This is a genomic window from Sphaerospermopsis torques-reginae ITEP-024 (genome assembly GCF_019598945.1).
GTDB lineage: Bacteria > Cyanobacteriota > Cyanobacteriia > Cyanobacteriales > Nostocaceae > Sphaerospermopsis.
In genome coordinates this window covers 344425-370247 of the sequence record NZ_CP080598.1, presented here as the reverse complement: position 1 = coordinate 370247, position 25823 = coordinate 344425, and the positions used below count along the sequence as shown (strand labels likewise).

Below are 25823 nucleotides of genomic sequence, written 5' to 3'. Positions count from 1 at the left end.
TGCGTATAATCTATTTGTCAAGTTACACACCAATTATATAGAATCCCAAATCCTTATGAAACTTAACTTATTAAAACCACTGGCGTTTATTGATTTAGAAACCACAGGAGTAGATATCATCAAAGATAGAATTGTACAAATTGCTATCCTCAAAGTATTTCCCGATGGAAGGGAAGAACTTAAAAACCAGATAATTAATCCCACAATTCCTATTCCTCCTACTGTTTCATTAGTACATGGAATTTATGATGAAGATGTAAAAGATGCGCCGACATTTTCAGAAATTGCTGTTGACTATTTAAATTTCCTTGATGATAGTGACTTGGCTGGTTTTAATTCCAATAAATTTGATATTCCTCTGCTGGTAGAAGAATTTTTACGTGCAGGACTTTGTTTAAAATTATCAGGTAGAAATTTAGTAGATGTGCAAAGTATTTTTCACACAATGGAAAGACGCAATTTAAGAGCAGCTTATAGGTTTTATTGTGGTCAAGATTTAGAAGGAGCGCATGATGCAGCAGTTGATATTCGTGCTACCTATCAAGTTTTTAAAGCACAAATTCAACGTTATGAAAATGTAGAATATAGTAATGATGGTTCTCCTGTTCCTGTACCAATTACCAATGATATTAAAGTTTTAAGTCAACTGAATACATTTAATTTTTTAGATCCTAGTAATAAATTGATTTATGATGAGCAGAAGCAAGCTATTTTGTTTAACTTTGGTAAATATAAAGGTCAGAGTTTGTTAGAAGTTTTTTCCAAAGATCCTGGTTATTATGACTGGATGATGAATAAAGGCGATTTTTCATTATCTACTAAGAAAGTTTTGAAAAGAGCTTGGAAAGCAATTCATAATTCAGACAACAGGAAACATATCTATTGAGGGGATACCTTTATTTATCCCCCGAAAAATGGTGACTTTGAGAAATTTAGTCCCTTTTTCCCAAGAGATTCGGGGGTATAAAAAGCAAATTCTATTGAGATTATGTTTTATTTACCAATTCTAGAAAACGTTTTATTTCCTCTCCCTCTTTCCCCGTAACTGTTTCGATATTCGGCATTTTCTCTATCAGAACCAAATATTTATCAAAGTTCTTTCCAATTTGGGGAAAATCTTTCATCTTACTTTCACAAGGTAGATAAATTTTTCCTAGTGATGAAATATCATTGACAATTCTCTCATGTAATAAATGTCCTTTAAGATGCCACAACAAACATTGACTCAAACAAACTAAAGCATCAATAGCGACTTGTGGTTCAGTGATGCGATTTTTTAGCTGATCTAAAACAAAATATGCTACATTTTCCACATCATTTATTGTCGCTCGCCATTCTTGTGGTTGACCAAGACTGATAATTCTTGCTAAAGCCCAAAAAGCCTTTTGACGCAAAGCTAAATGTTGATTAGCTTGAATAATAGACCGTAATCTAATGATATTTTTGCTAGAAGGTTCAGCACAAATGCCAAAAGAGTTAAGTAAATAAATAGCGCGGGGTTGGTTTGATATTTCTGAGAATTGTTGATAAATTAACTCGCCAAAATCTGACCACAAAAGTTTACCAGGAGTATGGGCGATCGCTGAATAGAGTTCATCATTAGATAGCAATTGAGATAACCCAGACTCAAATTTTCGCAAAATCCAACTATGATATCTTTGCTCTAATTCTCTAGTTTGAAAGTCAGCAGCATCAGAAGGTAGAGCTTGAATAATATTGGATAAAGCCCTTACTGCCAATGTTTGCCTTGTTTTTTGTAAGTCAGTATTATTATTTCCTATTTCCAACCATTGCAACAAACTTTGAACAATTGATAGCCGATTTGCAGCTTTAAGAGTTTGCTTTTCTAGGTCATTTATTTGATCATAAACATTCCCACCTGGATTTCTAGACAGTGTGAATGCAACTGTACCCCATCTAGTAAATTGTACCTGAATACTAGGATCTATCTCAATACCAATACGTGCGCGGAGAATCTTGGGGATGAATACATCTATATCTATAACAGGTTTATCATTTCCCCCTGTGGAAGTATCTTCTTTTGTGTCTATCGTTTCTATTTCATCCACAACTACTAATTTAAACCGACAATCTGGACGATCACGATGCACCAATGTTAGTAACAATTGCTCATCAAATGTATATTCAACTTCCAGATTTAAATAGTCTCCTGGTTGAATATTAGCAGCCCTAATTTCATCGGTATTAACGTAGCGTCTGCGTTGTAAAGTTGTATTTTGGTTTGGTTTTGAACCTTCACCCACCCAAACTTTAAATTCAATCAAACCTGTTTCCTCTGGTAAACGAAATCCACTTAAATTTGCATGATAAGGATATTTTTGACCGTGAGGAATTAATAATTCTAGTTGGGATTTTTGAGTAGTGGGATCTTTCACTTCCAGCCGAATACTTGTAGGATTAATATTGTCACCTTTGATTGTCCCAGAAGCGTAAAGTGCCGCACCACGAGCAACAGCTAAATCTGGATTTCCTTGTGATAAAATCAGAGTTCCTGGTAAAAGTCTTTCTAAACGTTCCCGAATTAAGGGAAAATAAGTCATCCCCCCATTTAGCAAAATAGCATCTACTTTTGGTACAGTTCCTAACCGATCTTTTGCTTTTAATAGCACATCCAAAACAGGAACAACAAAAGTATCACGCCGATCTGTAAATGGAGATTCATCAAAAGCTGTTTTTGGATCTAATTTTTCAATTAGCTCAGGTTTAATATCTAAACACAAAAGGTCTTTCAATGCCTCTTGCATCTGCCGATAATTAATCTTACAGAATATGGAAAAATTACCATCTAAAGCAATATAATCAAATGGCAAGCTAAACTCTTGTTTATCTGGATGAGAAAGATATTCTGCACCCCAAACTTGCTTAAATTTCTCAGCATAAATTCTTAATTCATGCCAGAGTTTTTTCTGATCAGGTGCAGATAATCTCTGAATTTTGCTATTTTTAGCAAATAAATAATCCACAATTCTTTCATCAACCTGATCACCACCCACTCTAGTCCGAGATCCAATAGAAATATCATCAATTAAAAACTGAGAAATCTGACTATTCCATTCCACTTTATGTAAGGAAGTATCTAATGTTCCTCCTCCTAAGTCATAGACAAGAATATTTAAAGGGCGACTGGTATCTAAATCAGCAAAAATATCTCCATGTAGAAATCTATGCAGAAAATCATATAAAGCAGCTTTTGGTTCTGGTAATAAGACAATATCATCTTCTTTCCAACCAGCTAATTTAGCTGCTTCTCTTGTTGCTTTGATTGCATCAGGTTCATAAGATGCAGGATGCGTAATTACTACACCACCCCCCAGATCAACTTGAAATTCCAGCAACTTCTCACGACAAAATTTTAAAATTTCGCTGGCTGCTTGTTCTGGTTTAATTTTACCAATGGTCAATTCATATTCAAAAGGTTTACCATCTTTGAGAGTACCAATATCATGTTTCCAAGCTAGAATAGTTTGATCTCTAAAAGCATAGTATTGACTACGGACGTGCTTACCAATTTCTGAATTATCTAATTTAGAAAACCGCACAGAAGAAGGAATCAATTCTGTGCGGTGTAATGCACCACTTTCACCTCTGACAGAAACACCAACAGCGTTGACTGCTAATTTTTGTATTAGTGCTTGCTTTGCCTGTGCTATCACTGTATTAGTAGTTCCTAAATCAATACCCAAATAGGTAGGTTTTAGGACATTAGTAAGAAATTCAATATAGTCTGCGGTTTCTCGCAGTCTATTCCCGATGTGGGAATTACCAATAGCTACAGTTTTAATTCCTTTCTTTTTCAAAGATGTAAATAAATTTGCATAGTCATTATCATTGCTAACTACAGCAATGATTTTAATATTTAAACGAGAATTATTAATTAATTCTTCCGCAGTACGGAAAATTAAATTATCAACTTCTTGACGAACAATATCAACTCCTGGAGTTAATTCAAAGCGGTATTCTAACGCACGTAATCTACCACCATAGACGGCTCGCAATGCTGGGGTATTGGAAAATGCCCGCCGTTCCTTGATATTGCCATACTGTCTACAAATATCTTCTATTTCTTGCAATTCAGGTCTAATATTATCGAGATCCAGTAAAATAGCTACATTAGACATCTTTTTTTCTCCCTTGTATTTATGGGTAAGTTGGTGATTGAAAATCTGTATATGTTCCAGAAGTTCCAGAATTATATGTTATGGAAGTTATGGAAGAAAGCCAGGGAATAAATTCCCTGTCTTATAGCTAAAGTCGGTTAAAACCGACTAGATTTTAGGATATTGAAAATAAACTTTCCTTTATTGATCGCTATTTAGCTCTCTCACTTTTGCTGGTGTGATGACTATTTCTCCTACTTTCCATCCTGCTTGAGTACACTCTACTTGTTTAATTTCCCCCTCATTAGCAAAAGGCTTTCCTTCGATATAGGCATATTCTGAAAGCTGATTTTGAGAAATTTGTAATTTAGCTTTTAATGATTTAGGATAACTTTCAATTCCCAATTCCTGAAATATTTTCATCAGGTTACGGAGAATAATAAAGACAGTCAAAGCTTGATCAGAATCAAGTTCCGGTTCTCCAGTTGCTTCAACTTGTGATTCTAATAAACTAATCATCTGCTGTATTTGATTTAAAGCAGGTTGTCTACCATTTTGGAGAGCATTAGCTATGTAAATTACAGCTTCTTGACGTGCTTGCTTACGAGTTTTTTCTAACTGCTCCTCCAGTGCAAATTTTTCTTGTTGTAAAATATTAATTTGAGTGTTCAAGTCTCTCTCAATTTCATCTTTCTTCCTAATACCATCACGAGCAATGTCATCTGTTATGTCAGCACGGGTTAATCGAAAACGTCTCATAAAAGCCATGCTAAAGTTTTCAAGTTTCATGTTTGGACCTGCGGCAATTATGTTTTGAAAACCTTTTGATGCTGCAAACATCGGTTTAGCATCTGCTGGTACTAATTCTGGCAGTTGGGCAATGATAAAATAGGTTTTTTCTGGATTGTTATGAAAGTAATCTATAGCTTCATTCAGTTGAATTTTTCTATTGATTCTATCATTATCTATCTTTCCATCTACAAAACCATATTCATCGTGATTAAGTATGACTTTAATAGTTGTTTGTGATGCTTGATAAACTTCCTGGGGTTTGAGTTTTTTATATCTGGAAATCTCCTGATAAAATTCATCTGCTGCTACTTTTTCTGATTGAGGAATCCTGCTTAATATTTCACTCCAAGACTCTTGATGATGTTCGATCAAGATGCGGATAGCGTTTTGGATGATTTTCGCTTGTGTTTCTAGTTCTGGCTGCGGACGAGGAGTAAAATATTGATAGGATTCTTCTATAAATAATAAAAATTGTCCCCAAAGATTCTTTTCTAAAGTTTCTAAATCAAATGCTTCCTTTAAAGAGCGAAAATTGCTTTTATCTCCTTTTTTCTTGGGACGTTCAAATACAGTCTCTTCCTGACGTTTGATTATGGGTTTGGGTGTTGAATGATTCATCATTTTAATGTCATCTTGACGGTGAGATTATTTACTCTGTTTGCTCTTTTATGATTGGGAATACTGCAAGATATGATTGATCTTGTTTTCGCCAATGGTGTTTTATAGCCGTAGACAGAGTAGTTAGGACATCAATTTATTATCAAACTTTGACTACAAGAGGTTTTTACTCCTGACTCCTGACTCCTGACTCCTGCTATAACTGATATGTGTTTTATTGCTTGATGTTGCAATTCACCTATCTAATGTCATGATAATCACATTTCACCATAATTGCAAGCACATCATAGCTGAATCTTGAGGTAATTTTTTTGTTGCTTTTTAAGTTTATTTCAGTAAAAACCGAAATGTTGATTGCTGTAATCTAGTTATAAATACTGTCAAATTTGTTTAATTGTGTTTTTTAAAGTTAAGTAATTTTACAATTTATCAAGGTTAAAGATTAAAAATATATTAATTCTTTGGCTTAGTGACCATTTCTGACACTAGCAGTCAGAGTAAATTCTAGGTAGACTTCAATTTATCATTGTATTTATATCAGTAATTTCACTTTTATTTAATTTGCTTATTAGTTGATTATCATTAATAAATTTTTATAAACAATAAATAATTTTATTTGATAAATGCCAGATACCGGATATAGTTGAGGTTTACCTATTCCTAAAAATGGCGTTAGCGTTAGTTTACCGAAGGTATCTCTCAATATATTTAGGGGTTGCTGAAAAAGTCTTGTCGTGGAGACAGGGAACAGGGAACAGGGAACAGGGAACAGGGAACAGGGAACAGTTTCAAGAGTTGGATGGGAGCGATTTTTCCTTTGAGTAGGAATTAAATGCAAGTTTTTTAAGTTTCCACCTCGTAAAAGCTTGCACTTTTTTTACTTGAAACCGGCTCAAACCCTTTACCTGTAATCTTTTCATCTTTATTTAACAAGCCCTATTTAATCATTTCTACAATTTTGTTTTAGTTGTAAATTCTGCGTACAAAATCATCTGCGTTTATCTGCGTTTATCTGCGTTTAATTATTACTGCTTTTACCTCATTTGCATGGTAATTACTATATACAAAAAGGCGGGAAAACCCGCCCCTAAAATCAATCGTAACTAACTAAAAACAACTTACTTCTTAGCTTCAGCAATGGGGACCCACTCAGTATGGAAAGTTCCTTCCTTATCAATACGTTTGTAAGTATGAGCGCCGAAGTAATCCCGTTGTGCTTGAGTCAAGTTTTGAGGTAAACGAGCGCGACGGTAGCTATCAAAATAATCGAGAGAAGCACTAAAAGCAGGAACAGGAATTCCCATTTTAGCAGCAGTCACAATAATTTCCCGCCAAGCAGCTTGTCTATCCAGAATTGTTTGCTTAAATTCAGGTGCTAACAACAAGTTAGGTAATGCTGGATTTTCGTCAAATGCTTTCTTAATCTTATTCAAGAAACCAGCGCGAATAATACAACCACCTTTCCAAATTCGAGCCATTTCACCCAAATTCAGACCCCAATTATAGGCTTGAGAAGCGGTAGAAATTAACGCCATACCTTGAGCATAAGAACAGATTTTGGAACAATAAAGTGCATCCCGCACCATGTTCACAAAAGTTTTTGTATCTTTAAAGATTGTGGGAGCAGGACCAGTTAATTGTTGAGATGCGGCAATCCGTTCTTCTCTAATTGAAGAGAGAATCCGGGAATTAACAGCAGCAGTAATTGTAGGAATAGCAACGCCTAATTCCAAAGCAGTTTGTACAGTCCAACGACCAGTTCCTTTTTGTCCCGCAGCGTCAACAATTAAATCAACCAAAGGTATCTTGGTTTCTGGATCAACGTAGGGGAAAATATTCGCGGTAATCTCAATCAAAAATGAATTGAGTTCGTCGGTTTTATTCCACTCTGCAAATACTTGATGTAGCTGTGCAGCATTTAAACCACCGACATTTTTCAGCAAATCGTAAGCTTCTGCAATTAACTGCATATCGCCGTACTCAATGCCGTTGTGAACCATTTTTACATAGTGACCAGATCCACCAGGTCCAATATAGGTAACACAGGGACCATCATCAACTTGTGCAGCGATTCTGTTGAAAATGGGGGATAGATACTCATAAGAGCTTTTTGTACCACCGGGCATGAGAGAAGGACCATTTAACGCGCCTTCTTCACCACCACTCACACCCATACCGATATAGCGTAAACCAGTGGGTTCTAATTCTTGAGTGCGTCTTTCGGTATCTTCAAACCAAGAGTTACCACCATCAATAATGATGTCACCTTCTTGCAGTAAGGGTTTAAGCTGTTGAATTACCGCATCAACAGGTTTACCAGCTTGCACCATGACTAAGATTTTGCGGGGACGTTCTAATGCAGCGACAAATTCTTCCAGGGTATAAGCTGCTTTAACATTCCGTCCTCCAGCACGGTTGGCCATGAAGGCATCGGTTTTTTCACGGGAACGGTTGTAAACTGCAATTGGGAAGCCATTACGCTCAACGTTTAGAGCGATATTTTCGCCCATAACGGCTAATCCAATCACACCAAAGCTTTGTAGTGTCATAGTTCAAATGTTTTTTGGGTTTGGCTAACTCTTGCAGATGCTTTCATCTTTAAGGGTAATCCGAGATTTTGGGTTCACTCCTAAAGAAGACATTAAGAGTTGAGGTAAATGGCAAAAATCACATCTAACACCAAGAATTGGTTTTGATTTGTATCTGAGTCAACAATTCAATGACAAATCAATAACAAAATTCGCAAAATGGAAATACGGCACATGAGAAACTGTAAGGAGTTTAAAAAATGCTCGCCTATATCCTAGCGTTAGTAGTGGGAATTGGCAGTGTAGCTATTTACATAGCTGCTTTCTTTTTCCCGGAAATTCACCGCAAGAATGATTTTATTTGGAGTGGTGTGGGTTTATTTTACGCTTTGGTGTTATGGATTTTTGCATCACGCATTACTGGGGGCTTATTACTGGGTCATGTAGCTAGTGTGGCGCTTTTGGTGTGGTTTGGTTGGCAAACTCTTTCTCTGCGTCGTCAACTTACACCAGAGGTACAACAAACACCTGTTCCCAGTCCTGAGTTAGTTAAAGTGAGTATTCAAGAACAGGTATCTAAGTTTTCTTTACAGGAAAAGCTGGGACAGTTATCATCGTTAATTGCTAATGTTTTTAGTGGTGTTAAAGGTAAGGTACAGCAGACTGGGAGTAAAAAACCCGTTGCACCTCCAGAAAAACCTGTTGTGACAATTGTTGATCAGACTACTCTTGTTGCAGAACAACCAAGCCAAACAACATCTGCAACGCAAGCGGTAACTGTTCCCGCACCTGAAACGGCTGCATCAACAGCAGAAGTAACTGAGGAAGTTAGTCAAACTGAAGGGGTAACTGTTCCCGCACCTGAAACGGCTGCATCAACAGCAGAAGTAACTGAGGAAGTTATTTTTGAGGGTGAGACTGTTTCTGCTGTGACTGAGACAGAAACACCAGAAGTTGCACAGGTGAGTGAAGAAGTTATTTCTCAAGGTGAAACTGAAACTAAAATTAAAACTGTTTCAGAAGTGACACCTCCAACTCCTCCGACTCCTGAGTTAGTCGCACAAGCGCAAGAGGAAACCGAGGAAAAACCACCTATTTCTGTTGAGGAAGTCGCCCCAGATGCTGTACTTGCTCCCCCAGCAGAAGCACCACCGGAAAAATTACCACCCAGTGAAGGAACTGGGAGTTAGGTATTGGCAGGGAGTGGGGACTGGGGAAGAAAATTTTAGATTTTAGATTTTAGATTGGAGTTAAGTAGGTAGGCGTTAAAAATTATCGTTGTGGCAAGGCAAGAGGCAAGAGGCACTCATGCAAGAGGGAAGAGACTTTTAGCAAGTTTATATTTTGTTACATACATCCGTTTTTTCAGACCGACTTACTTAACAAAAACAATCCAAAATCCAAAATCCAAAATCCAAAATCCAAAATAAAAAACTCCTGAATACTGAATACTGAATTATTACAAATTTAGTTACTTTAACTACTTTTATTATTTTGTCAAGTGTTTTCTAAGAAACGGCAAACTATCTTATAACTTTGTTACATATTTGTTAAGAAAAGTTACACGCTTCTTAACAAAAGGGAATATTTTCTTATGGTTGTTTCACTTGAAAAGAATAAACAACATGAGGTTGTCATCATTGGTGGTGGTTTTGGTGGACTGTATGCGGCAAAATCTCTTGCTAATAGAAATGTAAAGGTTACTCTCATTGATAAACGGAACTTTCACTTATTTCAGCCTCTTTTATATCAAGTTGCCACTGGTACATTATCTCCTGCTGATATTTCTTCTCCTTTGCGTGCTGTTCTCAGAAAAAGTAAAAATACAAAAGTTTTGCTGGGAGAAGTAAATAATATTGATCCGAAGACACAAAAGGTATTTGTGGGTGATAAAATCGTACCTTATGATACTTTAATTGTGGCTACAGGTGCTAACCATTCTTATTTTGGGAAAGATAACTGGAAAGACTTAGCTCCTGGTTTGAAAACTGTAGAAGATGCGATAGAAATGCGTCGGCGGATTTTTTCTGCATTTGAAGCAGCAGAAAATGAAACTGATCCTGAAAAACGCCGTGCTTTGTTGACTTTTGTGATTGTGGGTGGTGGTCCTACTGGGGTAGAATTAGCGGGTGCGATCGCTGAGTTGGCATATAAAACCCTGCAAGAAGATTTCCGCAATATCGACACTTCAGAAGCGAAAATTTTATTATTGCAAGGTGGCGATCGCATTCTTCCTCATATTTCACCAGAATTATCGCAATCAGCAACAGAATCTTTACAAAAATTGGGTGTGATGGTTCAAACCCAAACCAGGGTAACAAATATTGAAAATGAAGTTGTTACTTTCAAACAAGGTGATAAAGTACAACAAGTTAGCGCCAAAACTGTATTATGGGCAGCAGGTGTGGAAGCATCTGGAATGGCAAAAGTTTTAGCGGATCGTACAGGTGTAGAATGCGATCGCTCTGGTAGAGTAGTTGTAGAACCAGACTTAACTGTTAAAGGTTACAAAAACATTTTTGTGATTGGAGATTTAGCTAATTTCTCCCATCAAACTGGTAAACCTTTACCCGGTGTTGCACCTGTAGCTAAACAACAAGGAGAATATGTTGCTGGGTTGATTTTACTACGGCTTCATGGTCATACTTTGCCACCATTTCATTACACCGATGTTGGTAGTTTAGCAATGATTGGGCAAAATTTAGCGGTAGTAGATTTAGGTTTTCTGAAACTTACAGGTTTTATTGCTTGGGTATTTTGGCTAGTAATTCACATCTATTTCTTAATTGAGTTTGATACTAAGATGGTAGTGGTAATTCAGTGGGCATGGAATTATATTACTCGTAATCGTCGTTCTCGATTGATTACAGGTAAGGAAGCTTTCTTAGGACCACAACCTATTAACAATTCTCATCCTTATCAGGCGACAGAAACCGTCAAACAGCCAGTTAAGGTTTAGGTTTTTTTGTAGTTATTAGCAGTACCTTGAAGCCGATAGAGAAACCCGTCATTAATCTCAACACTTGATCTATTAGTGTGAGACTTATGGCGGGTTTAACTTGTAAATAATGCCGTGTCATTAAATAAACAATGCTGGAGAAACATTAAACAATTCTCCTAATGCTTTAGCTTGAGCTTTACTAATAGCTCTTTTTCTATTTACAACTTCAGAAACTACACCTTTAGAACCAATAATTCCTACTAAATCAGATTGTTTAATTCCCCTAGCATCCATTAAATGTTCTAGCATTGCGTGGGGTGATGATGGTTCAAGAGGATAGTGTTTATTTTCAAATTCTTCAATGAGAGTAACTAATAATTGTAAAATCGCAGTTTGTTCTGGTGTACGCTGTTTATTAGCTATTAATTTTTCTACAGTTTCTAATGCTTGATCATATTCTGCTTCTGTGGTGATAATTTTGGGTTGATATTCTACTAATAATTGACTGTAGGTGATTTTATCTAAGGAAATGGTCATGGTTAACTCCTGTTAAAAGAAAGGGTCATTTTTACATTTTCTTTTGTCATTTAATATCCAGAACAATAGCTAAAGCATTACTAATTTCCTTCATAATTTCTTCGGAAACAGTTCCCACTTTTTTAATTAGTCGTTGTTGAGAAACTGAACGAATTTGAAAAGTATCTGCTGTGGATAATTTGCTTAAATTATTCTCTGGTGTTGGTTCAATACGTATCATCCAAGGTACTTGTGCAAAAACTTCGTTCCATCCGGTAATAGGTACAATAACCTTTAAGCGTAAAGTACCTATATCATCATTGTTGACAATAATACAAGGTCGTGTTTTGCTGATTTCATCCCCTACTGTGGGATCAGCATTATACAGCCAAATTTCGCCTCTACGCATAATCTTGATACTCATAAAAATCTTCATTACAAGTATCAACAAATTCTGTTAAACTGCTTTCTGTTTCATAATAGGAACGCATCATTTCCGCAGCAGCAGTTAAGCTCATTTTTTGAGGATTTTGCATTTCTTCACGCATGAGTTTTAAGGCAAATTCAATTATCTCTAGTCTTTCGACATTAGGCATTTGTTTAATAGCTTCTAAAATTTGTGGGTTAATCATAATTTGGGCAATTGTTAGTAGTTTCTATTTTATAGGACTGGCATCTAATAGAATAACCTTATTCACCAACTGACACCTTTTAATTCTTGCGGAAATAATTGACGATTAGATAAACGATTTTCATCTAAAGCATTAATTAAATATTCTCCTGTTTCCTGCTGTTCTTGTTCATCACTTTCATCTATCCAAGACTGAAGCACATTAACTATTTTTAATTGTTTTTCTTTTTGCAGAATAGATTGTTGGAAAGGTGTAGGTTTCTACAGAAAGTCCTTGTTGTTGTGCTTCCTGGGTTAAATACTGTTCTAATTCTGGTGGTAAGTTGAGGGTTAATGTCATAATGTATATTGTGAGTGAGTTTATATATTGTAAACCTAGAAAATCAAAAAATGTAGGTTGTTGTTTCTTGATCCAACCTAAAAATAAGAATTAAAATGGTGGATGACGGCCAAGTAATTCCTCTTCACCTCGAATTGCTAACATCATCGCACGATTCATATTTAAAGCTTCAACAGTTCCTCTTCCTGTAGCTGTTAATCCTACCACTGTTACACCATCCCAGCGAAAGTGTTCTAGCCATAATTGTTGACGAGGATTAAAAATAGATACTGCTTTTTTTGTATCTGGATCTGTTACTGTTTGTTTAGCAGATTTACGCAGTGAACATGACACACAAGCAAGAGCTAAATTATCAGATATTGTTGCACCACCAGCCACAACTGGAATAATATGATCTATGTGAAATGTTGCAGCTTGTCCTGCTTGAGATAAACAGCAATATTCACATCTATTTTTTGCACGCTGGATAACTAATTGACGGAGAGAATTTGGAATTTTACCCATTTATTCAGCCCGCATGATACGCTGAGAACGCAAAGAAAGCAAAGATAAAAATTCCGCTAAATCTACTAAACCTTCTGCTTCATTTCTTTCTGCTAAAGTCAATTCTTCCCCAGCATCTTGACGATCTAATAAAAATTGTAACCGTGCTTGCACTGCTTCAGGAAGTTGAAAATAAGTCAAATTAACTGGGATTTCAATTACTTCATTCATAATGTCTATTGTGAGTAACTGTATTTATTGTAAACCTGGAAAATCAAAAAATGTAGGTTGGGTTGAGGAACGAAACCCAACATTGATTATAATACTCAATGTGTGGTGTTGGGTTGCGCTTTGCTTAACCCAACCGAGGAAATTATTTTTGATGATCATATTGCCAACGAGTAGGTTGGGTTGAATAAAATGAAACCCAACAATATAAACATAGGTTGTGTTGGGTTATGCCTACAAAACTATTCATCCTTTAAGCTCTGAAAATAATCTTGAAGATTGCTTAAAGAGTCCATATAAGGTTCTATTTCATGCTTAGAAACAAAATCATAAATTTTATTTACTCTCATTAAGAGTTGCCTTTGCTTGAAACCTACAAACTCTCTGACTGTTTTTCTTGTAGGATTATATTTTATTAGTGTAGATATACACACCCAGTAAGAAGGAAAGAAGCCATCTGGACCAGAATGAGCGAATTGAAATTCAGCAGGCAGTACAGGCTCATCATAAGTACCAAAAATTGGGTCTTTTTTGTACCAGCCAACAACTACTGGCATTGACTTTTCGTCGTGCTTTAAAAGAATTTCAGATTGGACTTTGAAACCATATTTGCCTTTTGTAGACTGATCCCACAATTCCGATACAATGTATAAAATAGGTTTACTAATTCTTTCATAATCCTTATCGTAGTCCATTAAGCCTGTTTGTTTGTTTATTCTGAAACAATTTTCAAAAGAGATTTGCTATATACATTTTGAATATCTATTTTTTCTAAAGCATCAAATAAATCTTGATTAATTTGCTGCCTTATCCCCTCTTTTAATATCTGTACATTTTCTTCTACACGCAAGTAAATGTATTGTTCTAATATTTCCTGTTTATGAGCGTAAGCTATCCTAGCACTTTCGGCTGCTTCAGAGTCATCTGCTAACTTCAAAGCTGTTGCTTTTTGTTTCTCCAGTCCTTGTTTCACAAATATAAAGTAAGTAATATTTGCTAAGACGGATTTATTAGACCTAATTAAGCCAACTAATACTAAAATAGCTACTAAAATTCCTACTCCAATAACCCAACGATATATAAGTACAACTACAGTTGCTGTTATGAATAACAATATAAGCCAATTATGCTGCGTTACTCTATCAATAATCGATTGCAGAGACATCTTCCATTGATTCTCTTTGTGTGCAAACTTTTGAATGATTTCTTTGCTTCTAGGTTTTAAACAAAGCTCTTCATCATAGATTATCTGTTCGGCTGCAATCAAGGCTTGCTCTGATGATTCAAAAGATTTTGACATAATTGCCTGAATATTTTCGATTAAATTCAATAGTTACTTAGGTTAGTTAAGTGATCGCAAAACCCAACATTAATGACAAAATAATAATGAGTCCTGTTGGGTTTATTTTCTCAATTCAAATTACCTATGCTAAAGTTACTTAGGCAGTAACCATTTCCGGCACTAAATTAGGTGATGTTGGCTCAAAATGTAACACCATAATTTGCTCTGGACGTAAACCAACAGATTCATAGGTTTGTCCATTACTATCGCTAAATTCTACTTCAAACGCAGCACCATCGGCTAATAATTCAACTATTGTACCAACTTGACCACGCAATAAGTTATATTCAGGTAAATCAACGGTGAGTGCTACTACAGCTAGTAGATTGGGTGCAAGAATTTTGCTCATTTTCTATAATCTCCAGGTATTTTTATAATAAAGGATAGCAAGACGTTAATCTGGGAATATCAAAACCAGGTTCAATAATCCAACCAGTGCGAATAATTCCACTTCTATTTTGCCATTCTAGAGTAAAGTCCAGTGTGTAGCGTTGTCCAAATTCATCACACCTATTCAAGCTAACTTCTTGAGTTTTCAATTTTTCTAAAATAATCTGGCGTAATTCCTCAGCATTTTCAGCAGTCATACCCAAGATTGATGAAAAGAGACGGGCTTTATCCTTTCCTGTAGGATGATTTCGATTAAGAGAGTAGTCACGTAATTTACGAATGTCAATAACTGCATTTTCAGCATTGGGAAGGAGATTTGAGTTTAGTCTGATAATATCTTCCAAATTGAATCCTTTCTCTTCGATTTTTCGGCGCTTTTCAGGTTCTTGCATCAACACAAAAGCCATGTCTCTCAATACGTGCTTTGTCTCCCATTTCTTTGATTTCCACAATTCTTCAGCTTCTTCTCTCCCCAAACTACTTGCAAACCGCTCATGGAATTCATGCTCATCAATCTCTTGTTTTCTAGCAAGTGCAGCATTACCATCTTTGATATCTTGCCTCATAGCTCTATATGTATGTTCAATCTCTTTCTGGAGATCCTTTTGTTCATCTGCTTCAGTGGCTTTATTCAATCTTTCAAGAAGCTCATTAAGATAAAACATTTTCTGTTCTAAGTCTTTTCGTTTTTCCTCTGGATTTATCATAATTATTATTACACTCAATTAATACTGTATTGATTTTAACATCAATTAGTCTGAGAACGCAAAGAAAGCAAAGATAAAAATTCCGCCAAATCAACTAAACCTTCAGCTTCATTTCTTTCTGCTAAAGTCAATTCTTCACCTGCATCTTGACGATCTAATAAAAATTGTAACCGTGTTTGTACAGCTTCAGGAAGTTGAAAATAAGTCAAACTAACGGGTATCTCAATTACTTCAGTCATATAATATTTCCCTACAGATGTGATCTATTGTCTGAAAGTATGACTATAAATATCTGATCAATATAGCGATCGCTCACCGCATCCTACAATCATACCATCTCTTATAATTGATCAAATAACTGCAAACCTAGATTTAGGCATGAAACTGTGACCGAAACTGGAAAATACAAAGATACCGTTAACCTCCCCAAAACTAACTTTGATATGCGGGCAAACGCAATTAAACGCGAACCCGAAATCCAAAAATTCTGGGAAGAAAACAACATTTATTCTCGCCTCTCTCAAGAAAACCCAGGCGAATTATTTATACTGCATGATGGACCACCCTACGCTAACGGTCAGTTGCATATTGGTCACGCTTTAAATAAGATTCTCAAAGATATTATTAACCGTTACCACCTCCTCCAAGGTCGTAAAGTTCGTTACGTTGCGGGCTGGGATTGTCACGGATTACCGATTGAGTTAAAAGTTCTGCAAAACATGAAACAAGCAGAACGCCAAAACCTCACACCTTTACAATTGCGTCAAAAAGCAAAACAGTTTGCCATTGATGCTGTTAATGACCAACACAATAGTTTTAAACGTTATGGTGTGTGGGGTGACTGGGATAATCCTTATTTAACCTTAAAGCCAGAATACGAGGCCGCGCAAATTGGCGTATTTGGGCAAATGTACTTAAAAGGATATATCTATCGCGGTTTAAAGCCTGTACACTGGAGTCCTAGTTCTAAAACCGCTTTAGCAGAAGCTGAGTTAGAATATCCTGAAGGCCACGTTTCCCGGAGTATTTACGCCGCTTTCCCGGTGGTGAAGGTGTCGGAAAAACTAAAATCAGTTTTAGAGCCTTTCTTACCTGATTTGGGCGTGGCTGTGTGGACAACTACTCCCTGGACGATACCCGGTAATTTGGCGGTGGCTGTGAATGGGGCGTTAAATTATGCGGTTGTTGAGGTGGCACGCAGAGACGCAGAGACGCAGAGAGGATGCAAGTATCTGATAGTTGCGGCGGAGTTGGTGGAAAGTTTGACTGCAACTTTGGATGTTGATTTGACTGTGAAGGCGACTTTTGCGGGTCAGGATTTGGAACACTGCACTTATCGTCATCCGCTTTTTGACCGTGAAAGTCCGGTGGTGGTTGGTGGTGATTATATCACTACTGATTCTGGTACTGGGTTGGTGCATACTGCTCCTGGTCATGGTCAAGAAGATTACATTGTGGGTCAGCGTTATGGTTTGCCGATTCTCGCCCCTGTGGATGATAATGGTAATTTCACGGATGAAGCTGGTAAGTTTGCTGGCTTGAATGTTTTGGGCGATGGTAATCAAGCGATTATTGATGCTTTGATGGAAGCGGGTTCTCTGTTGAAAGAGGAAGCATACTCTCATAAATATCCTTATGATTGGAGAACCAAGAAACCGACGATTTTCCGCGCTACTGAACAATGGTTTGCTTCTGTGGCAGGATTTAGGGAGGATGCTTTAAAGGCGATCGCATCTGTGCGTTGGATTCCCGCGCAAGGTGAGAATCGCATTACACCGATGGTTGCAGAACGTTCTGACTGGTGTATTTCTCGTCAGCGTTCTTGGGGTGTTCCCATTCCTGTGTTCTATGATGAGGAAACTGGGGAAGCGTTGCTGAATGCAGATACCATTAACCACGTGCAAGCTATCATTGCAGAGAAGGGTTCTGACGCTTGGTGGGAACTTTCTGTTGAAGAGTTGTTACCCGAAACTTACCGCAGTAATGGGCGTAAATATCGCCGAGGTACAGATACGATGGATGTGTGGTTTGATTCTGGTTCATCTTGGGCGGCTGTAGCGAAGCAAAGACCAGAATTAGGTTATCCTGTTGATATGTATTTGGAAGGTTCTGATCAACATCGGGGATGGTTTCAATCTTCGCTGTTAACCAGTGTAGCGGTAAATGGCATTGCACCTTATAAAACGGTTTTAACTCATGGTTTTGTGTTAGATGAACAAGGCCGAAAAATGAGTAAATCTGTGGGGAATGTGGTTGATCCGCAAATCATTATTAATGGTGGAAAAGATCAGAAAAAAGAACCCGCTTATGGTGCGGATGTGTTGCGTTTGTGGGTGTCTTCAGTTGATTATTCTGGTGATGTGCGGTTAGGAAGTAACATCATTAAACAATTAGCTGATGTGAGAAATAAAATCCGCAATACTGCACGGTTTTTGTTGGGTAGTTTACATGATTTTGATCCTCAAAAAGATGCGGTTGATTTTGATAAGTTACCTGATTTAGATCGGTATATGTTACACCGCATCCGTGAGGTATTTAATGAAGTGACAACTGCTTTTGATAGTTTCCAATTTTTCCGCTTTTTCCAAACAGTCCAGAATTTCTGTGTTGTGGATTTGTCTAATTTTTATTTAGACATTGCCAAAGATAGATTATATATCAGTGCTGCTGATAGTTTCCGTCGTCGCAGTTGTCAAACAGTTTTGCAGATTGCATTGGAAAATTTAGCGAGAGCGATCGCACCAGTTTTGTGTCATACTGCGGAAGATATTTGGCAATTTATCCCCTATCAAACTCCTTATAAATCAGTGTTTGAAGCTGGTTGGGTAAAGGTTAGTGATGAATGGGAAAATGCAGAATTAGCAGAATTTTGGGATACGCTGCGAACACTCCGCACTGATGTTAATAAGGTGATGGAACAAGCGCGGATCGAAAAAATGATTGGTTCATCTTTGGAATCAAAGGTGTTAGTAAATATTCCCCATCAACAGTTATGTGAAGCTATCAAAGGTTTCAATTCTGCAAAGGGTAATGGTGTGGATGAGTTGCGATATTTATTATTAGCATCTCAGGTAGAAATAGTAGATGAAGCTGCCAAAATTGCCGATGTGAAATACACCGCAACTACCGAAAATTGGACTATTGGGGTGGTAAATGCAGACGGTGAAAAATGCGATCGCTGTTGGAATTATTCTACTCATGTAGGAGAATCTGAAGAACATCCTTTACTGTGTGAACGTTGTGTTCCCGCATTAGCTGGGGAGTTTTAGTAAAACCGATAACCCGACTGGGAATTAATTCCCAGTCTCATAGCTGAAGTCATCTAAAGATAACTAAATAAATTAAAAGAAAATTTTTTAGTATAGTAAACCTTGGTTGACTTTAGCTATTAGGGAGGGTGTAAAAAATGCGATATTATAAATTAATAAAAATAATTAAAATTAATGGACAATCAATATTAATTTGATTATAATTATACAATAAATTATTAATAGTAATTAGTAAATATGAGCAAATTAATCTTAGAGATTCCTGATCAAATAACCGAAGAATTACGCATACCTCCTGATGAACGTCTTGATAGAGTAAAGATTGAATTAGCAATTAGACTTTATCAAAAAAGGATTCTTTCTTTTGGTAAAGCGCGTGAATTATCTGTTTAGCATTGCTAAACCCTTACCAAAGAGTCAGTTTTTCCGATTATACATAGTGTGAAGATCAAAACTATGAACACACAAACACCCGTAGTTACAGAAACCTTACCAATGGTGCTAAAAATGCAACCAGATATCATCATGACTGATGATCAATTTTTTGATTTCTGTAAATTAAACCGTGATTTTAGAATTGAACGTAACCAATTTGGAGATTTATTAATTATGTCACCTACCGGATCAGAAACAGATGAACGCAATTTTAATTTAATTGTGCAATTAGGTATTTGGACAAAAAAAGATGGTACAGGAGTAGGTTTTGGTTCTAGTGGTGGTTTTACCTTACCTAATGGTGCTGTACGTTCTCCTGATGCAGCATGGATCAAAAAGGAAAAATGGGAAGCAATACCCACAGAACAAAGAAAGAAATTTGCGCCAATTTGTCCTGATTTCGTAGTAGAGTTGCGTTCCGAAACTGATAACTTAAAAACACTACAAGAAAAGATGGAAGAATATATAGAAAATGGTGTGAAATTAGCTTGGTTAATTGATAGAAAACAACAAAAAGTATATATTTATCGTCCTAGTCAACCTGTGGAAGAATTAGACCATCCTCAAACATTAAATGGTGAAGATATTTTACCTGGATTTATTTTAGATTTAAGAGAAATATGGTAATTTTTAATAAAATAACCGCAGATCCCCGACTTCTTTTTTAATCTTGTAAATAAATGATAAATTGATGTCAGAAGTCGGGGATCTATATGCACGAAAATTTTACAACTTCCGCAATAATTCCTCAGTTAACTGCATAAATGACTTCGCGCCAGCAGAACCCGGACTCATTAACGTTACCGGCATAAAACTATCAACAGCTTTGGCTACATTTACATCAACGGGAATTTGTGCCTGACAAATAGTTTCTACACCAAAATCTTCCACAACTCGGTGCATTACTTGTTTATAATATCTGCCAGTCAACAAGTTAGTATTGCACATACTAAAGACAATTCCTAACATTTTGATATTGATTTTTGCTTCATGTTCATGACTGTCTTTCAACTGAGCAATGCGTCTTTCTAATAATTGAATACCCACCACAGATAAAGGTTCTGGTTTAGCAGGTAAAAGATAAAAATCGCTAGTTGCTAAAGCACTACGAGTCATGAGATTATAACCAGGGGCGCAATCTAAAAGAATAAAATCATATTGATCACGCACTGGTTTTAAAATGTCTCTAATTAGCACTCTTTCAAAACGATTCCAAATAGTCTCAAAATCTTGTTCACCCAAAGCTAAAGCTTGATTATGCAGCATTTCTGAAACGACAAATTCATCATATAAGTCGATATCTCCAGGCAATAAATCTAATCCCGGCAGCTTACATAATTCACCTTGAATGATATCCTGAATCTTGTATTCAGCATTGGGATATGGGTTAATAACTTCATCTATCAAATATCTAAAAGTCTTTCTTTGTTTGCGACGTTTAGCAAACTCCACTGGCGACATTAAACTGAGGGTAGCACTAATTTGACTATCTAAATCGAGAACCAATACCTTTTTCCCGTGATTTTTTGCTAAACAAGTGGCTAAATTAACAGTAACCGTAGTTTTACCCACTCCACCTTTCATGTTTGCAGTTGCAATTACATATCCCATTTTTATTTCCTCTGCTGACGCATTCCCATTAATGTAGCGTACATATTATCTAATAGATTTTCACTTTTTCTACTTAGATCCCCGACTTCTGGAAAAAGTCGAGTATTTAGTTAAGAGAGTTTCATATTTTTTACTAATAAACTTTGTAAACGATGTAACTGAGAACCAACTTGATAAAGTAAATCACCTTTACCTAATAGATATGCTGCTGCTGTTTGTGTTCCACCAAGAACAATTTTAGAATCAGCTTCACTAGAGGTTCTTAAAGCAATTCTTCCCGGTAAATTTGAGCGAATAATAGGGGTGACTATCCCCGCTTCTGGACGTTGGGTAGCAATAATTAAATGTATTCCTGCTGCTCTTGCCATTGCACCTAAACGTTTGATACTTTGTTCTAATGCAGTACGAATTTCTTTTTCTGCCATAAAATCGGCATATTCATCAAAAATACATACTATCCGGGGTAAAGGTGAGGCAGATTTTTGATTATAAACGGTTAAATCTGCACATTTAGCTTTTTCAAATTTTTGATAGCGAGATTCCATTTCTATCAATAATTCTTCCATTAATTCGATCGCGCGATCGCTATCTTTAACTACTGGTGAATATAACCAGGGAATTTGTTCAAACTCTGGAAATGTTACTCTTTTCGGATCAACTAAGGCAATTTTCAGATGTTGGGGAGAATAACGGTATAGTAAACTGAGAAGTAAGGATCTTAAAAATTCACTTTTACCGCTTCCTGTTGTTCCTCCTACTAAAAAATGGCAAGTATTCGGATCAGATAAATCAGCTTCCAATAAATTACCATCAATACCTATTCCCACCGCAATTTTAACAGGTGTATTTGCTGGTAAAAACTGCTTGGGAATATAATCCTCAAATTTAGCAATTTGTCTATCTTTGCGTGGTAAATCAACACTGACATAACCAGCTTGGGGAGCAATTAAAGGGGGATTTTCTAACCCTAATTGTACTTGTAAATCAGCAGATAATTTTAAAATTGAAGGCACTTTTACCCCTAAATGGGGTTTAATTTTCACACGAATAAATGCCGGACTTACATCAGCACCATGATAATCTACATTAACCTTAAAAGATGCCAAAGTTGTCACTAAACATTCTCCAATTTCATTAGCATTAATATTTGGTAAACTCTCCCTACTTTTTAAGTGAGGGGTATCAGATTCTCCAATTTCATCAGAGTTAATAATAGGTAAACTCTCCCCCCTTTTTAAGGGTTGGGGGGGATCAAATTCCCCAATAAAAAAACTTTGACACTTTTGTTGTTGAGGACAAATTTCACATAAATGGGGTTGAGTCGTCGCAGGTGGTGGGTTAGGGTTAGGAGACTCCCATTTTAACCATTTCTGCATTTGTAATAGTTTGTAGGGAATTAATTGATGAACTGTATTTTCTAATTGTTCCCAGGAATATTGATAATCTTTAAACTCAGGTAAAACACAATAAACCGCAGAATCTACCGATGTTTTTTTCTTTTGAAATAACATATAACTATACAGAGAAACCTGTGCTAACTGTGCTGCTGGATCTACAGGGTGATAGGTTTTAAACTCTATCATACACAGGCGTTTAACTTCAAAATTAAAAACTAAACAATCAAATTCACCTCTCACTAATTGTTGTGTACCATCAGGTAAATTAAAATAATATTCTAAAGTTCTTTCTTCCTGAATAAAAGTATTTTTAATTACCGTCTCAGCACTACAATAACGCCGATTAATAATTAATAATTCCGTGATTTTTTTAATTAGTCCTTGTATTCCCTGCCAAACTTGTAATAAAGTAGTTGCCTTACTATCATCTTGACTGATACTATTTTGTAAATAAGGGAAGAATTTAATTTGATAAAATATTTTTTGAATTTCTGAGGATATTTGTTCTAAATTTAATCTACTGACATCGGCGATTAATAAAGATTTAATTTGGGGATTAATCTTGATTAATTCTATCAGATCATCAGCTAATTTATGAAAAACATTACCAACACCGGAAATATAATTTTTAGGCAAGAATATTGCTTTATTATCAAAATGATGATTCAGATAAAATAAACGCGGACATTCAAACGCTATTCTAACTTTAGTCGGTGTTAAAGATGAATTTTCAGATTTATTATTTACCATATTAAAAATCTCATTAATAGCTTCAGGTTGAGATATTTGTAGTAAGCGACGGTGGACAGCAGCTAAATAAACTGTATCCATTGCTGCATAGTTTAACTGTTTTTGAGTAAGAGGACGTTTTCCCCAATCACTTGTTCCTTCTTCTGCATCTACATCATAAAATTGACAAAGTTCTACAGCTAAAGTTTTGAGTTTTAAATTACTAACTTGCAGTTTTTCACGGGTAATTTTTCTAGATAATTGGTATGTACAAATAATATTTTGGGCTAGTTTTCCCCCTAAATATTTAACATCAAATCCAGAGTTATGAAAAACCTTAGTAATTTCTGATTTTACCATGATTTGATTGATAAAATAATTTACCAAATCAGGTTTATCTAAGACATCTAAAATTAAAGCAGACTCACCAGTTAAGTCTGTGGTATCAGCCAATACTTGAATTAATGATAATCTAGGGTAAGGAGTATTCCAATCAGCAATTTCTGTATCTATCCATAGAGTTTTTGATCGGGATATTTGGTAAATTTGCTGATATATTTCGCCATCTTTTGTTAGGTAGTGCATTGGCTGATATATAGATTATATTTGAGGATTCCAAGAAATTAATTGGTCTTGTAATTTAGCTTTTGGGTTCATAATCTTAGTTTTATTTTCTTGACATAATAGGTCAATTAACATTTTAATGTCAGTTTCTTGAACATCAGAAAATTGACTAGATGTTTGGGAAATTAATGTAGGTACTCCCATAAATCCTTGAGTTTTGACGAGATTTAAAAGAAAATCTTTTACAGGTCTGTAATCTCTTCTAACTTTACCATTTGTATCTTTTTCTGTTGCAGCAACAAGACCTAAATCATGTAACAAAGTACATTTGTTATGCAAGATTTGAGATTCACGCACTAAAGATTCTAATCCTTGTACATTAATCTTTTTCCCACCAATGACTAATTCTTGAGATTTTGCAGAATTGACAAAACTTTGGTATGTTGCTAAATAATGAACTGCTGTTAGACTTGGTTTGATATGTTGGTGATGAGTGTGTGTAAAAAGTTCCCTATAAAGTTGATTTCCTGCAAGATTTGGTTTTCCTACATTTCCAGCACGGACTAAATAAAGAGTTTTACAGCTATTGTTATGAATTACATTTTTGCAAGCATTCATAACATGAAAAAAAGTAGTCATGTTAGAATCTTCTGTCCAGACTATTCCTACTCTTTCTTGTTTTTGAGACTGCTGATAACTCAATGAATAAGTAGCATATTTTCCAGTTAAAAGTTTGGGTTTAATTCCCTGTATTTGTAAAGCTGATAGAGATTGTTGTAACATCTGAATTAAGTCAGATGATGATAACAGAGATAATTTTGTAATTTTACCCTGAATTTTCTTATATTCTTTTTGCCATAGTAATTCAAATTCTGCTTGAGTTGTTTCTGGATCACTTACAGATAAAGAAATAGTAATTATGGGATCAGGAGTGATTTTTTGTTGGGGTATGGTAACTTTTGTTTGTGCTACAGGTTCAGGTTTGATATGACCACTGATGATATCAATTTTATATTTTTGATATTCGTCACGTCCCAGAGTTAATGTATTTCTTGGCTTGGTTCTACCACCGGGGTAATTTGTTTCTAAAATTTGCCGAGTGAGAGGAAAAAGAGAGGATTCTGGTTGAGGATATGCTAATTGATGTAATGGTTTGAGATGATAAGCCCAAAGTGCTTCCGCTTGTTCTATAGTAATGTCTTTTAGCTGAATTGTTTTATGTATTCCTGCTTTGTCCGCTGGCAGTACCCGATCCCAATGGCGTTTTAAAGTATTTGTGATCACACTGATAATCACTAAGAAATTTTTTAAATTATCCCCATGAATTGTTGTATTAACATTAAAAAAAGGTTGGATATCCAAAAAACCTTCTGGTGATTGGGGCATAGTATCTAAATTATCAAAACATAAAACTATTGGTTGGGTTTGTGTGGAAATTCTGCCAAAATTAGCTAAAATATTTTTGGCTGCATCTTCTGTATCAATACAGTGTTTAACCTTTATTTCTTTCATTGATTCTTCACTTAAATCATCTCCTCGCAACCATTCACAAGCTGTATCATATAATTCAGGATTTGCTAAATCGTGCAGCACACCAAAAAAGATATCTGGGTTATAGATACCTGCTTTTTTATAGGTTTCCTTGAGATGTTTAATAAATTTTTGGCGATTACTTTGTAATGCTTCCCAAAAATTATCATTAAATATTCGTTTTTTGATATCACTTTTTGTAAAGGCTGATAAACTTTTCAGCCATAACATTAATTGTGATTCTTTTTCACCTTCAGGAACTTGAATCAAACTATCAACTGTATAACGTAAAATATGCCGCCAAATATTACTACTATCAGCCCAGTTACAAAGAATATAAGCGAAAAAAGCTTTAGGGTTAAGAGTGCGTTTGAGACGACCTAATAAATAACTTTTACCTGCACCAGACTCACCAACTAATAAAACTGTACGACTACGATGATCTTTCCCTACTAAATTTAGTAAATATTCTATCTCTGTGATTGCTTCTTTATGAATTGAATCAACCATTAATGTTACATCCTGTTGATCCGCCCAAAAATTAGTAGGCTTTAAATTGATAACATCAAAAGGGTTGACTTCACGTTTGATAATATCGTTAATGTTTGTCATTGCTAAATCTAAAAATCGGTGTGAGGAGGAATTAAGGAAAAA

The 25823-nt window shown here is 35.8% G+C and carries 24 protein-coding genes; 6 read left to right on the top strand and 18 right to left on the bottom strand.

What is annotated here, in order from left to right; translation table 11 throughout:
- Positions 1–55: 55 nt before the first annotated feature.
- Positions 56–886: a 3'-5' exonuclease gene (locus K2F26_RS01570; protein ID WP_220610093.1), complete on the top strand. Its 831-nt coding sequence runs from the start codon at positions 56–58 to the stop codon at positions 884–886.
- A gap of 100 nt (positions 887–986) precedes the next feature.
- Here K2F26_RS01570 and K2F26_RS01565 read toward each other — a convergent pair whose 3' ends face one another.
- The 3 genes from K2F26_RS01565 to gnd all read right to left on the bottom strand — a co-directional run bounded on the left by K2F26_RS01565 (position 987) and on the right by gnd (position 8077).
- The gene (locus K2F26_RS01565) at positions 987–4139 is read right to left on the bottom strand and encodes an Hsp70 family protein (RefSeq protein ID WP_220610092.1); all 3153 of its coding nucleotides are present in this window, start codon (positions 4137–4139) and stop codon (positions 987–989) included.
- Between the two features lie 180 nt (positions 4140–4319).
- Positions 4320–5531, bottom strand: a complete 1212-nt coding sequence (locus tag K2F26_RS01560) for a nucleotide exchange factor GrpE (RefSeq protein ID WP_220610091.1) — start codon at positions 5529–5531, stop codon at positions 4320–4322.
- A gap of 1115 nt (positions 5532–6646) precedes the next feature.
- A complete protein-coding gene (gene gnd / locus K2F26_RS01555; protein ID WP_194052324.1) occupies positions 6647–8077 on the bottom strand; it encodes an NADP-dependent phosphogluconate dehydrogenase in 1431 nt (476 codons plus the stop codon).
- A 239-nt stretch (positions 8078–8316) separates the two neighbouring features.
- On the opposite strand from gnd, the gene K2F26_RS25390 reads away from it, so the two are divergent.
- Together K2F26_RS25390 and K2F26_RS01545 are read left to right on the top strand one after the other, a co-directional pair.
- Positions 8317–9246 carry a Ycf66 family protein gene (locus tag K2F26_RS25390; protein ID WP_220610090.1) on the top strand — a complete coding sequence of 310 codons (930 nt, stop codon included), beginning with the start codon at positions 8317–8319 and terminating at the stop codon, positions 9244–9246.
- Between the two features lie 404 nt (positions 9247–9650).
- The gene (locus tag K2F26_RS01545) at positions 9651–11015 is read left to right on the top strand and encodes an NAD(P)/FAD-dependent oxidoreductase (RefSeq protein ID WP_220610089.1); all 1365 of its coding nucleotides are present in this window, start codon (positions 9651–9653) and stop codon (positions 11013–11015) included.
- A 120-nt stretch (positions 11016–11135) separates the two neighbouring features.
- On the opposite strand, the gene K2F26_RS01540 is transcribed toward K2F26_RS01545, so the two are convergent.
- The 12 genes from K2F26_RS01540 to K2F26_RS01490 all read right to left on the bottom strand — a co-directional run bounded on the left by K2F26_RS01540 (position 11136) and on the right by K2F26_RS01490 (position 15873).
- Positions 11136–11534, bottom strand: a complete 399-nt coding sequence (locus tag K2F26_RS01540) for a helix-turn-helix domain-containing protein (protein ID WP_194052330.1) — start codon at positions 11532–11534, stop codon at positions 11136–11138.
- 46 nt (positions 11535–11580) lie between these two features.
- Positions 11581–11937 (bottom strand): type II toxin-antitoxin system PemK/MazF family toxin, encoded by a 357-nt coding sequence (locus K2F26_RS01535; protein WP_246605497.1) that lies wholly within the window; start codon positions 11935–11937, stop codon positions 11581–11583.
- On the bottom strand, positions 11915–12145 hold the full coding sequence (locus K2F26_RS01530) for a hypothetical protein (protein ID WP_220610088.1): 231 nt from the start codon (positions 12143–12145) through the stop codon (positions 11915–11917). Before K2F26_RS01530 ends, K2F26_RS01535 begins: the two co-directional genes overlap by 23 nt.
- A 62-nt stretch (positions 12146–12207) precedes the next feature.
- The gene (locus tag K2F26_RS24520) at positions 12208–12345 is read right to left on the bottom strand and encodes a hypothetical protein (RefSeq protein ID WP_246605496.1); all 138 of its coding nucleotides are present in this window, start codon (positions 12343–12345) and stop codon (positions 12208–12210) included.
- 1 nt (position 12346) lies between these two features.
- Positions 12347–12484 carry a hypothetical protein gene (locus K2F26_RS24515; RefSeq protein WP_246605495.1) on the bottom strand — a complete coding sequence of 46 codons (138 nt, stop codon included), beginning with the start codon at positions 12482–12484 and terminating at the stop codon, positions 12347–12349.
- A gap of 90 nt (positions 12485–12574) precedes the next feature.
- Positions 12575–12988, bottom strand: a complete 414-nt coding sequence (locus K2F26_RS01520) for an HNH endonuclease (RefSeq protein ID WP_220610087.1) — start codon at positions 12986–12988, stop codon at positions 12575–12577.
- Positions 12989–13198 (bottom strand): hypothetical protein, encoded by a 210-nt coding sequence (locus tag K2F26_RS01515; RefSeq protein ID WP_220610086.1) that lies wholly within the window; start codon positions 13196–13198, stop codon positions 12989–12991.
- A 239-nt stretch (positions 13199–13437) separates the two neighbouring features.
- A complete protein-coding gene (locus K2F26_RS01510) occupies positions 13438–13890 on the bottom strand; it encodes a GUN4 domain-containing protein (protein ID WP_220610085.1) in 453 nt (150 codons plus the stop codon).
- Positions 13891–13907: 17 nt separating this feature from the next.
- Entirely contained in the window at positions 13908–14525 is a 618-nt protein-coding gene (locus K2F26_RS01505; protein WP_220610084.1) for a hypothetical protein, read from the bottom strand.
- A 109-nt stretch (positions 14526–14634) separates the two neighbouring features.
- Complete coding sequence (locus K2F26_RS01500) at positions 14635–14886, bottom strand: DUF4926 domain-containing protein (RefSeq protein WP_220610083.1); 252 nt, start codon at positions 14884–14886, stop codon at positions 14635–14637.
- A 22-nt stretch (positions 14887–14908) separates the two neighbouring features.
- Positions 14909–15634: a DUF6883 domain-containing protein gene (locus tag K2F26_RS24510; RefSeq protein ID WP_246605494.1), complete on the bottom strand. Its 726-nt coding sequence runs from the start codon at positions 15632–15634 to the stop codon at positions 14909–14911.
- A 41-nt stretch (positions 15635–15675) separates the two neighbouring features.
- Positions 15676–15873 (bottom strand): hypothetical protein, encoded by a 198-nt coding sequence (locus K2F26_RS01490; protein WP_148760455.1) that lies wholly within the window; start codon positions 15871–15873, stop codon positions 15676–15678.
- 147 nt (positions 15874–16020) lie between these two features.
- Here K2F26_RS01490 and ileS point away from each other — a divergent pair, with 147 nt between their 5' ends.
- The 3 genes from ileS to K2F26_RS01475 all read left to right on the top strand — a co-directional run bounded on the left by ileS (position 16021) and on the right by K2F26_RS01475 (position 19965).
- Positions 16021–18903, top strand: a complete 2883-nt coding sequence (gene ileS, locus K2F26_RS01485) for an isoleucine--tRNA ligase (RefSeq protein WP_246605493.1) — start codon at positions 16021–16023, stop codon at positions 18901–18903.
- Positions 18904–19140: 237 nt separating this feature from the next.
- Positions 19141–19296, top strand: coding sequence for a UPF0175 family protein (locus K2F26_RS01480; RefSeq protein ID WP_194052348.1), 156 nt, complete (start codon positions 19141–19143; stop codon positions 19294–19296).
- Between the two features lie 63 nt (positions 19297–19359).
- On the top strand, positions 19360–19965 hold the full coding sequence (locus K2F26_RS01475) for a Uma2 family endonuclease (RefSeq protein ID WP_194052350.1): 606 nt from the start codon (positions 19360–19362) through the stop codon (positions 19963–19965).
- A gap of 99 nt (positions 19966–20064) precedes the next feature.
- Here K2F26_RS01475 and K2F26_RS01470 read toward each other — a convergent pair whose 3' ends face one another.
- The 3 genes from K2F26_RS01470 to K2F26_RS01460 all read right to left on the bottom strand — a co-directional run bounded on the left by K2F26_RS01470 (position 20065) and on the right by K2F26_RS01460 (position 25781).
- Positions 20065–20949: a ParA family protein gene (locus K2F26_RS01470; RefSeq protein WP_194052351.1), complete on the bottom strand. Its 885-nt coding sequence runs from the start codon at positions 20947–20949 to the stop codon at positions 20065–20067.
- Between the two features lie 110 nt (positions 20950–21059).
- A complete protein-coding gene (locus K2F26_RS01465; protein WP_220610082.1) occupies positions 21060–23660 on the bottom strand; it encodes a DNA translocase FtsK in 2601 nt (866 codons plus the stop codon).
- A 15-nt stretch (positions 23661–23675) separates the two neighbouring features.
- On the bottom strand, positions 23676–25781 hold the full coding sequence (locus K2F26_RS01460; protein WP_220610081.1) for an ATP-binding protein: 2106 nt from the start codon (positions 25779–25781) through the stop codon (positions 23676–23678).
- Between the last annotated feature and the right edge of the window lie 42 nt (positions 25782–25823).

What these genes read in the sequence shown, in the direction of transcription:
- K2F26_RS01510 (WP_220610085.1), bottom strand. Translation starts at nt 13,890, where the DNA reads ATGGACTACGATAAGGATTATGAAAGAATTAGTAAACCTATTTTATAC.
- K2F26_RS01535 (WP_246605497.1), bottom strand. Translation starts at nt 11,937, where the DNA reads ATGAGTATCAAGATTATGCGTAGAGGCGAAATTTGGCTGTATAATGCT.
- K2F26_RS25390 (WP_220610090.1), top strand. Translation starts at nt 8,317, where the DNA reads ATGCTCGCCTATATCCTAGCGTTAGTAGTGGGAATTGGCAGTGTAGCT.
- K2F26_RS01515 (WP_220610086.1), bottom strand. Translation starts at nt 13,198, where the DNA reads ATGAATGAAGTAATTGAAATCCCAGTTAATTTGACTTATTTTCAACTT.
- K2F26_RS01545 (WP_220610089.1), top strand. Translation starts at nt 9,651, where the DNA reads ATGGTTGTTTCACTTGAAAAGAATAAACAACATGAGGTTGTCATCATT.
- K2F26_RS01520 (WP_220610087.1), bottom strand. Translation starts at nt 12,988, where the DNA reads ATGGGTAAAATTCCAAATTCTCTCCGTCAATTAGTTATCCAGCGTGCA.
- K2F26_RS01475 (WP_194052350.1), top strand. Translation starts at nt 19,360, where the DNA reads ATGAACACACAAACACCCGTAGTTACAGAAACCTTACCAATGGTGCTA.
- K2F26_RS01540 (WP_194052330.1), bottom strand. Translation starts at nt 11,534, where the DNA reads ATGACCATTTCCTTAGATAAAATCACCTACAGTCAATTATTAGTAGAA.
- K2F26_RS01460 (WP_220610081.1), bottom strand. Translation starts at nt 25,781, where the DNA reads ATGACAAACATTAACGATATTATCAAACGTGAAGTCAACCCTTTTGAT.
- K2F26_RS01470 (WP_194052351.1), bottom strand. Translation starts at nt 20,949, where the DNA reads ATGGGATATGTAATTGCAACTGCAAACATGAAAGGTGGAGTGGGTAAA.
- K2F26_RS24515 (WP_246605495.1), bottom strand. Translation starts at nt 12,484, where the DNA reads ATGACATTAACCCTCAACTTACCACCAGAATTAGAACAGTATTTAACC.
- K2F26_RS01480 (WP_194052348.1), top strand. Translation starts at nt 19,141, where the DNA reads ATGAGCAAATTAATCTTAGAGATTCCTGATCAAATAACCGAAGAATTA.
- gnd (WP_194052324.1), bottom strand. Translation starts at nt 8,077, where the DNA reads ATGACACTACAAAGCTTTGGTGTGATTGGATTAGCCGTTATGGGCGAA.
- K2F26_RS01565 (WP_220610092.1), bottom strand. Translation starts at nt 4,139, where the DNA reads ATGTCTAATGTAGCTATTTTACTGGATCTCGATAATATTAGACCTGAA.
- K2F26_RS01490 (WP_148760455.1), bottom strand. Translation starts at nt 15,873, where the DNA reads ATGACTGAAGTAATTGAGATACCCGTTAGTTTGACTTATTTTCAACTT.
- K2F26_RS01570 (WP_220610093.1), top strand. Translation starts at nt 56, where the DNA reads ATGAAACTTAACTTATTAAAACCACTGGCGTTTATTGATTTAGAAACC.
- K2F26_RS24510 (WP_246605494.1), bottom strand. Translation starts at nt 15,634, where the DNA reads ATGATAAATCCAGAGGAAAAACGAAAAGACTTAGAACAGAAAATGTTT.
- K2F26_RS01500 (WP_220610083.1), bottom strand. Translation starts at nt 14,886, where the DNA reads ATGAGCAAAATTCTTGCACCCAATCTACTAGCTGTAGTAGCACTCACC.
- K2F26_RS01530 (WP_220610088.1), bottom strand. Translation starts at nt 12,145, where the DNA reads ATGATTAACCCACAAATTTTAGAAGCTATTAAACAAATGCCTAATGTC.
- K2F26_RS01560 (WP_220610091.1), bottom strand. Translation starts at nt 5,531, where the DNA reads ATGATGAATCATTCAACACCCAAACCCATAATCAAACGTCAGGAAGAG.
- K2F26_RS01465 (WP_220610082.1), bottom strand. Translation starts at nt 23,660, where the DNA reads ATGCACTACCTAACAAAAGATGGCGAAATATATCAGCAAATTTACCAA.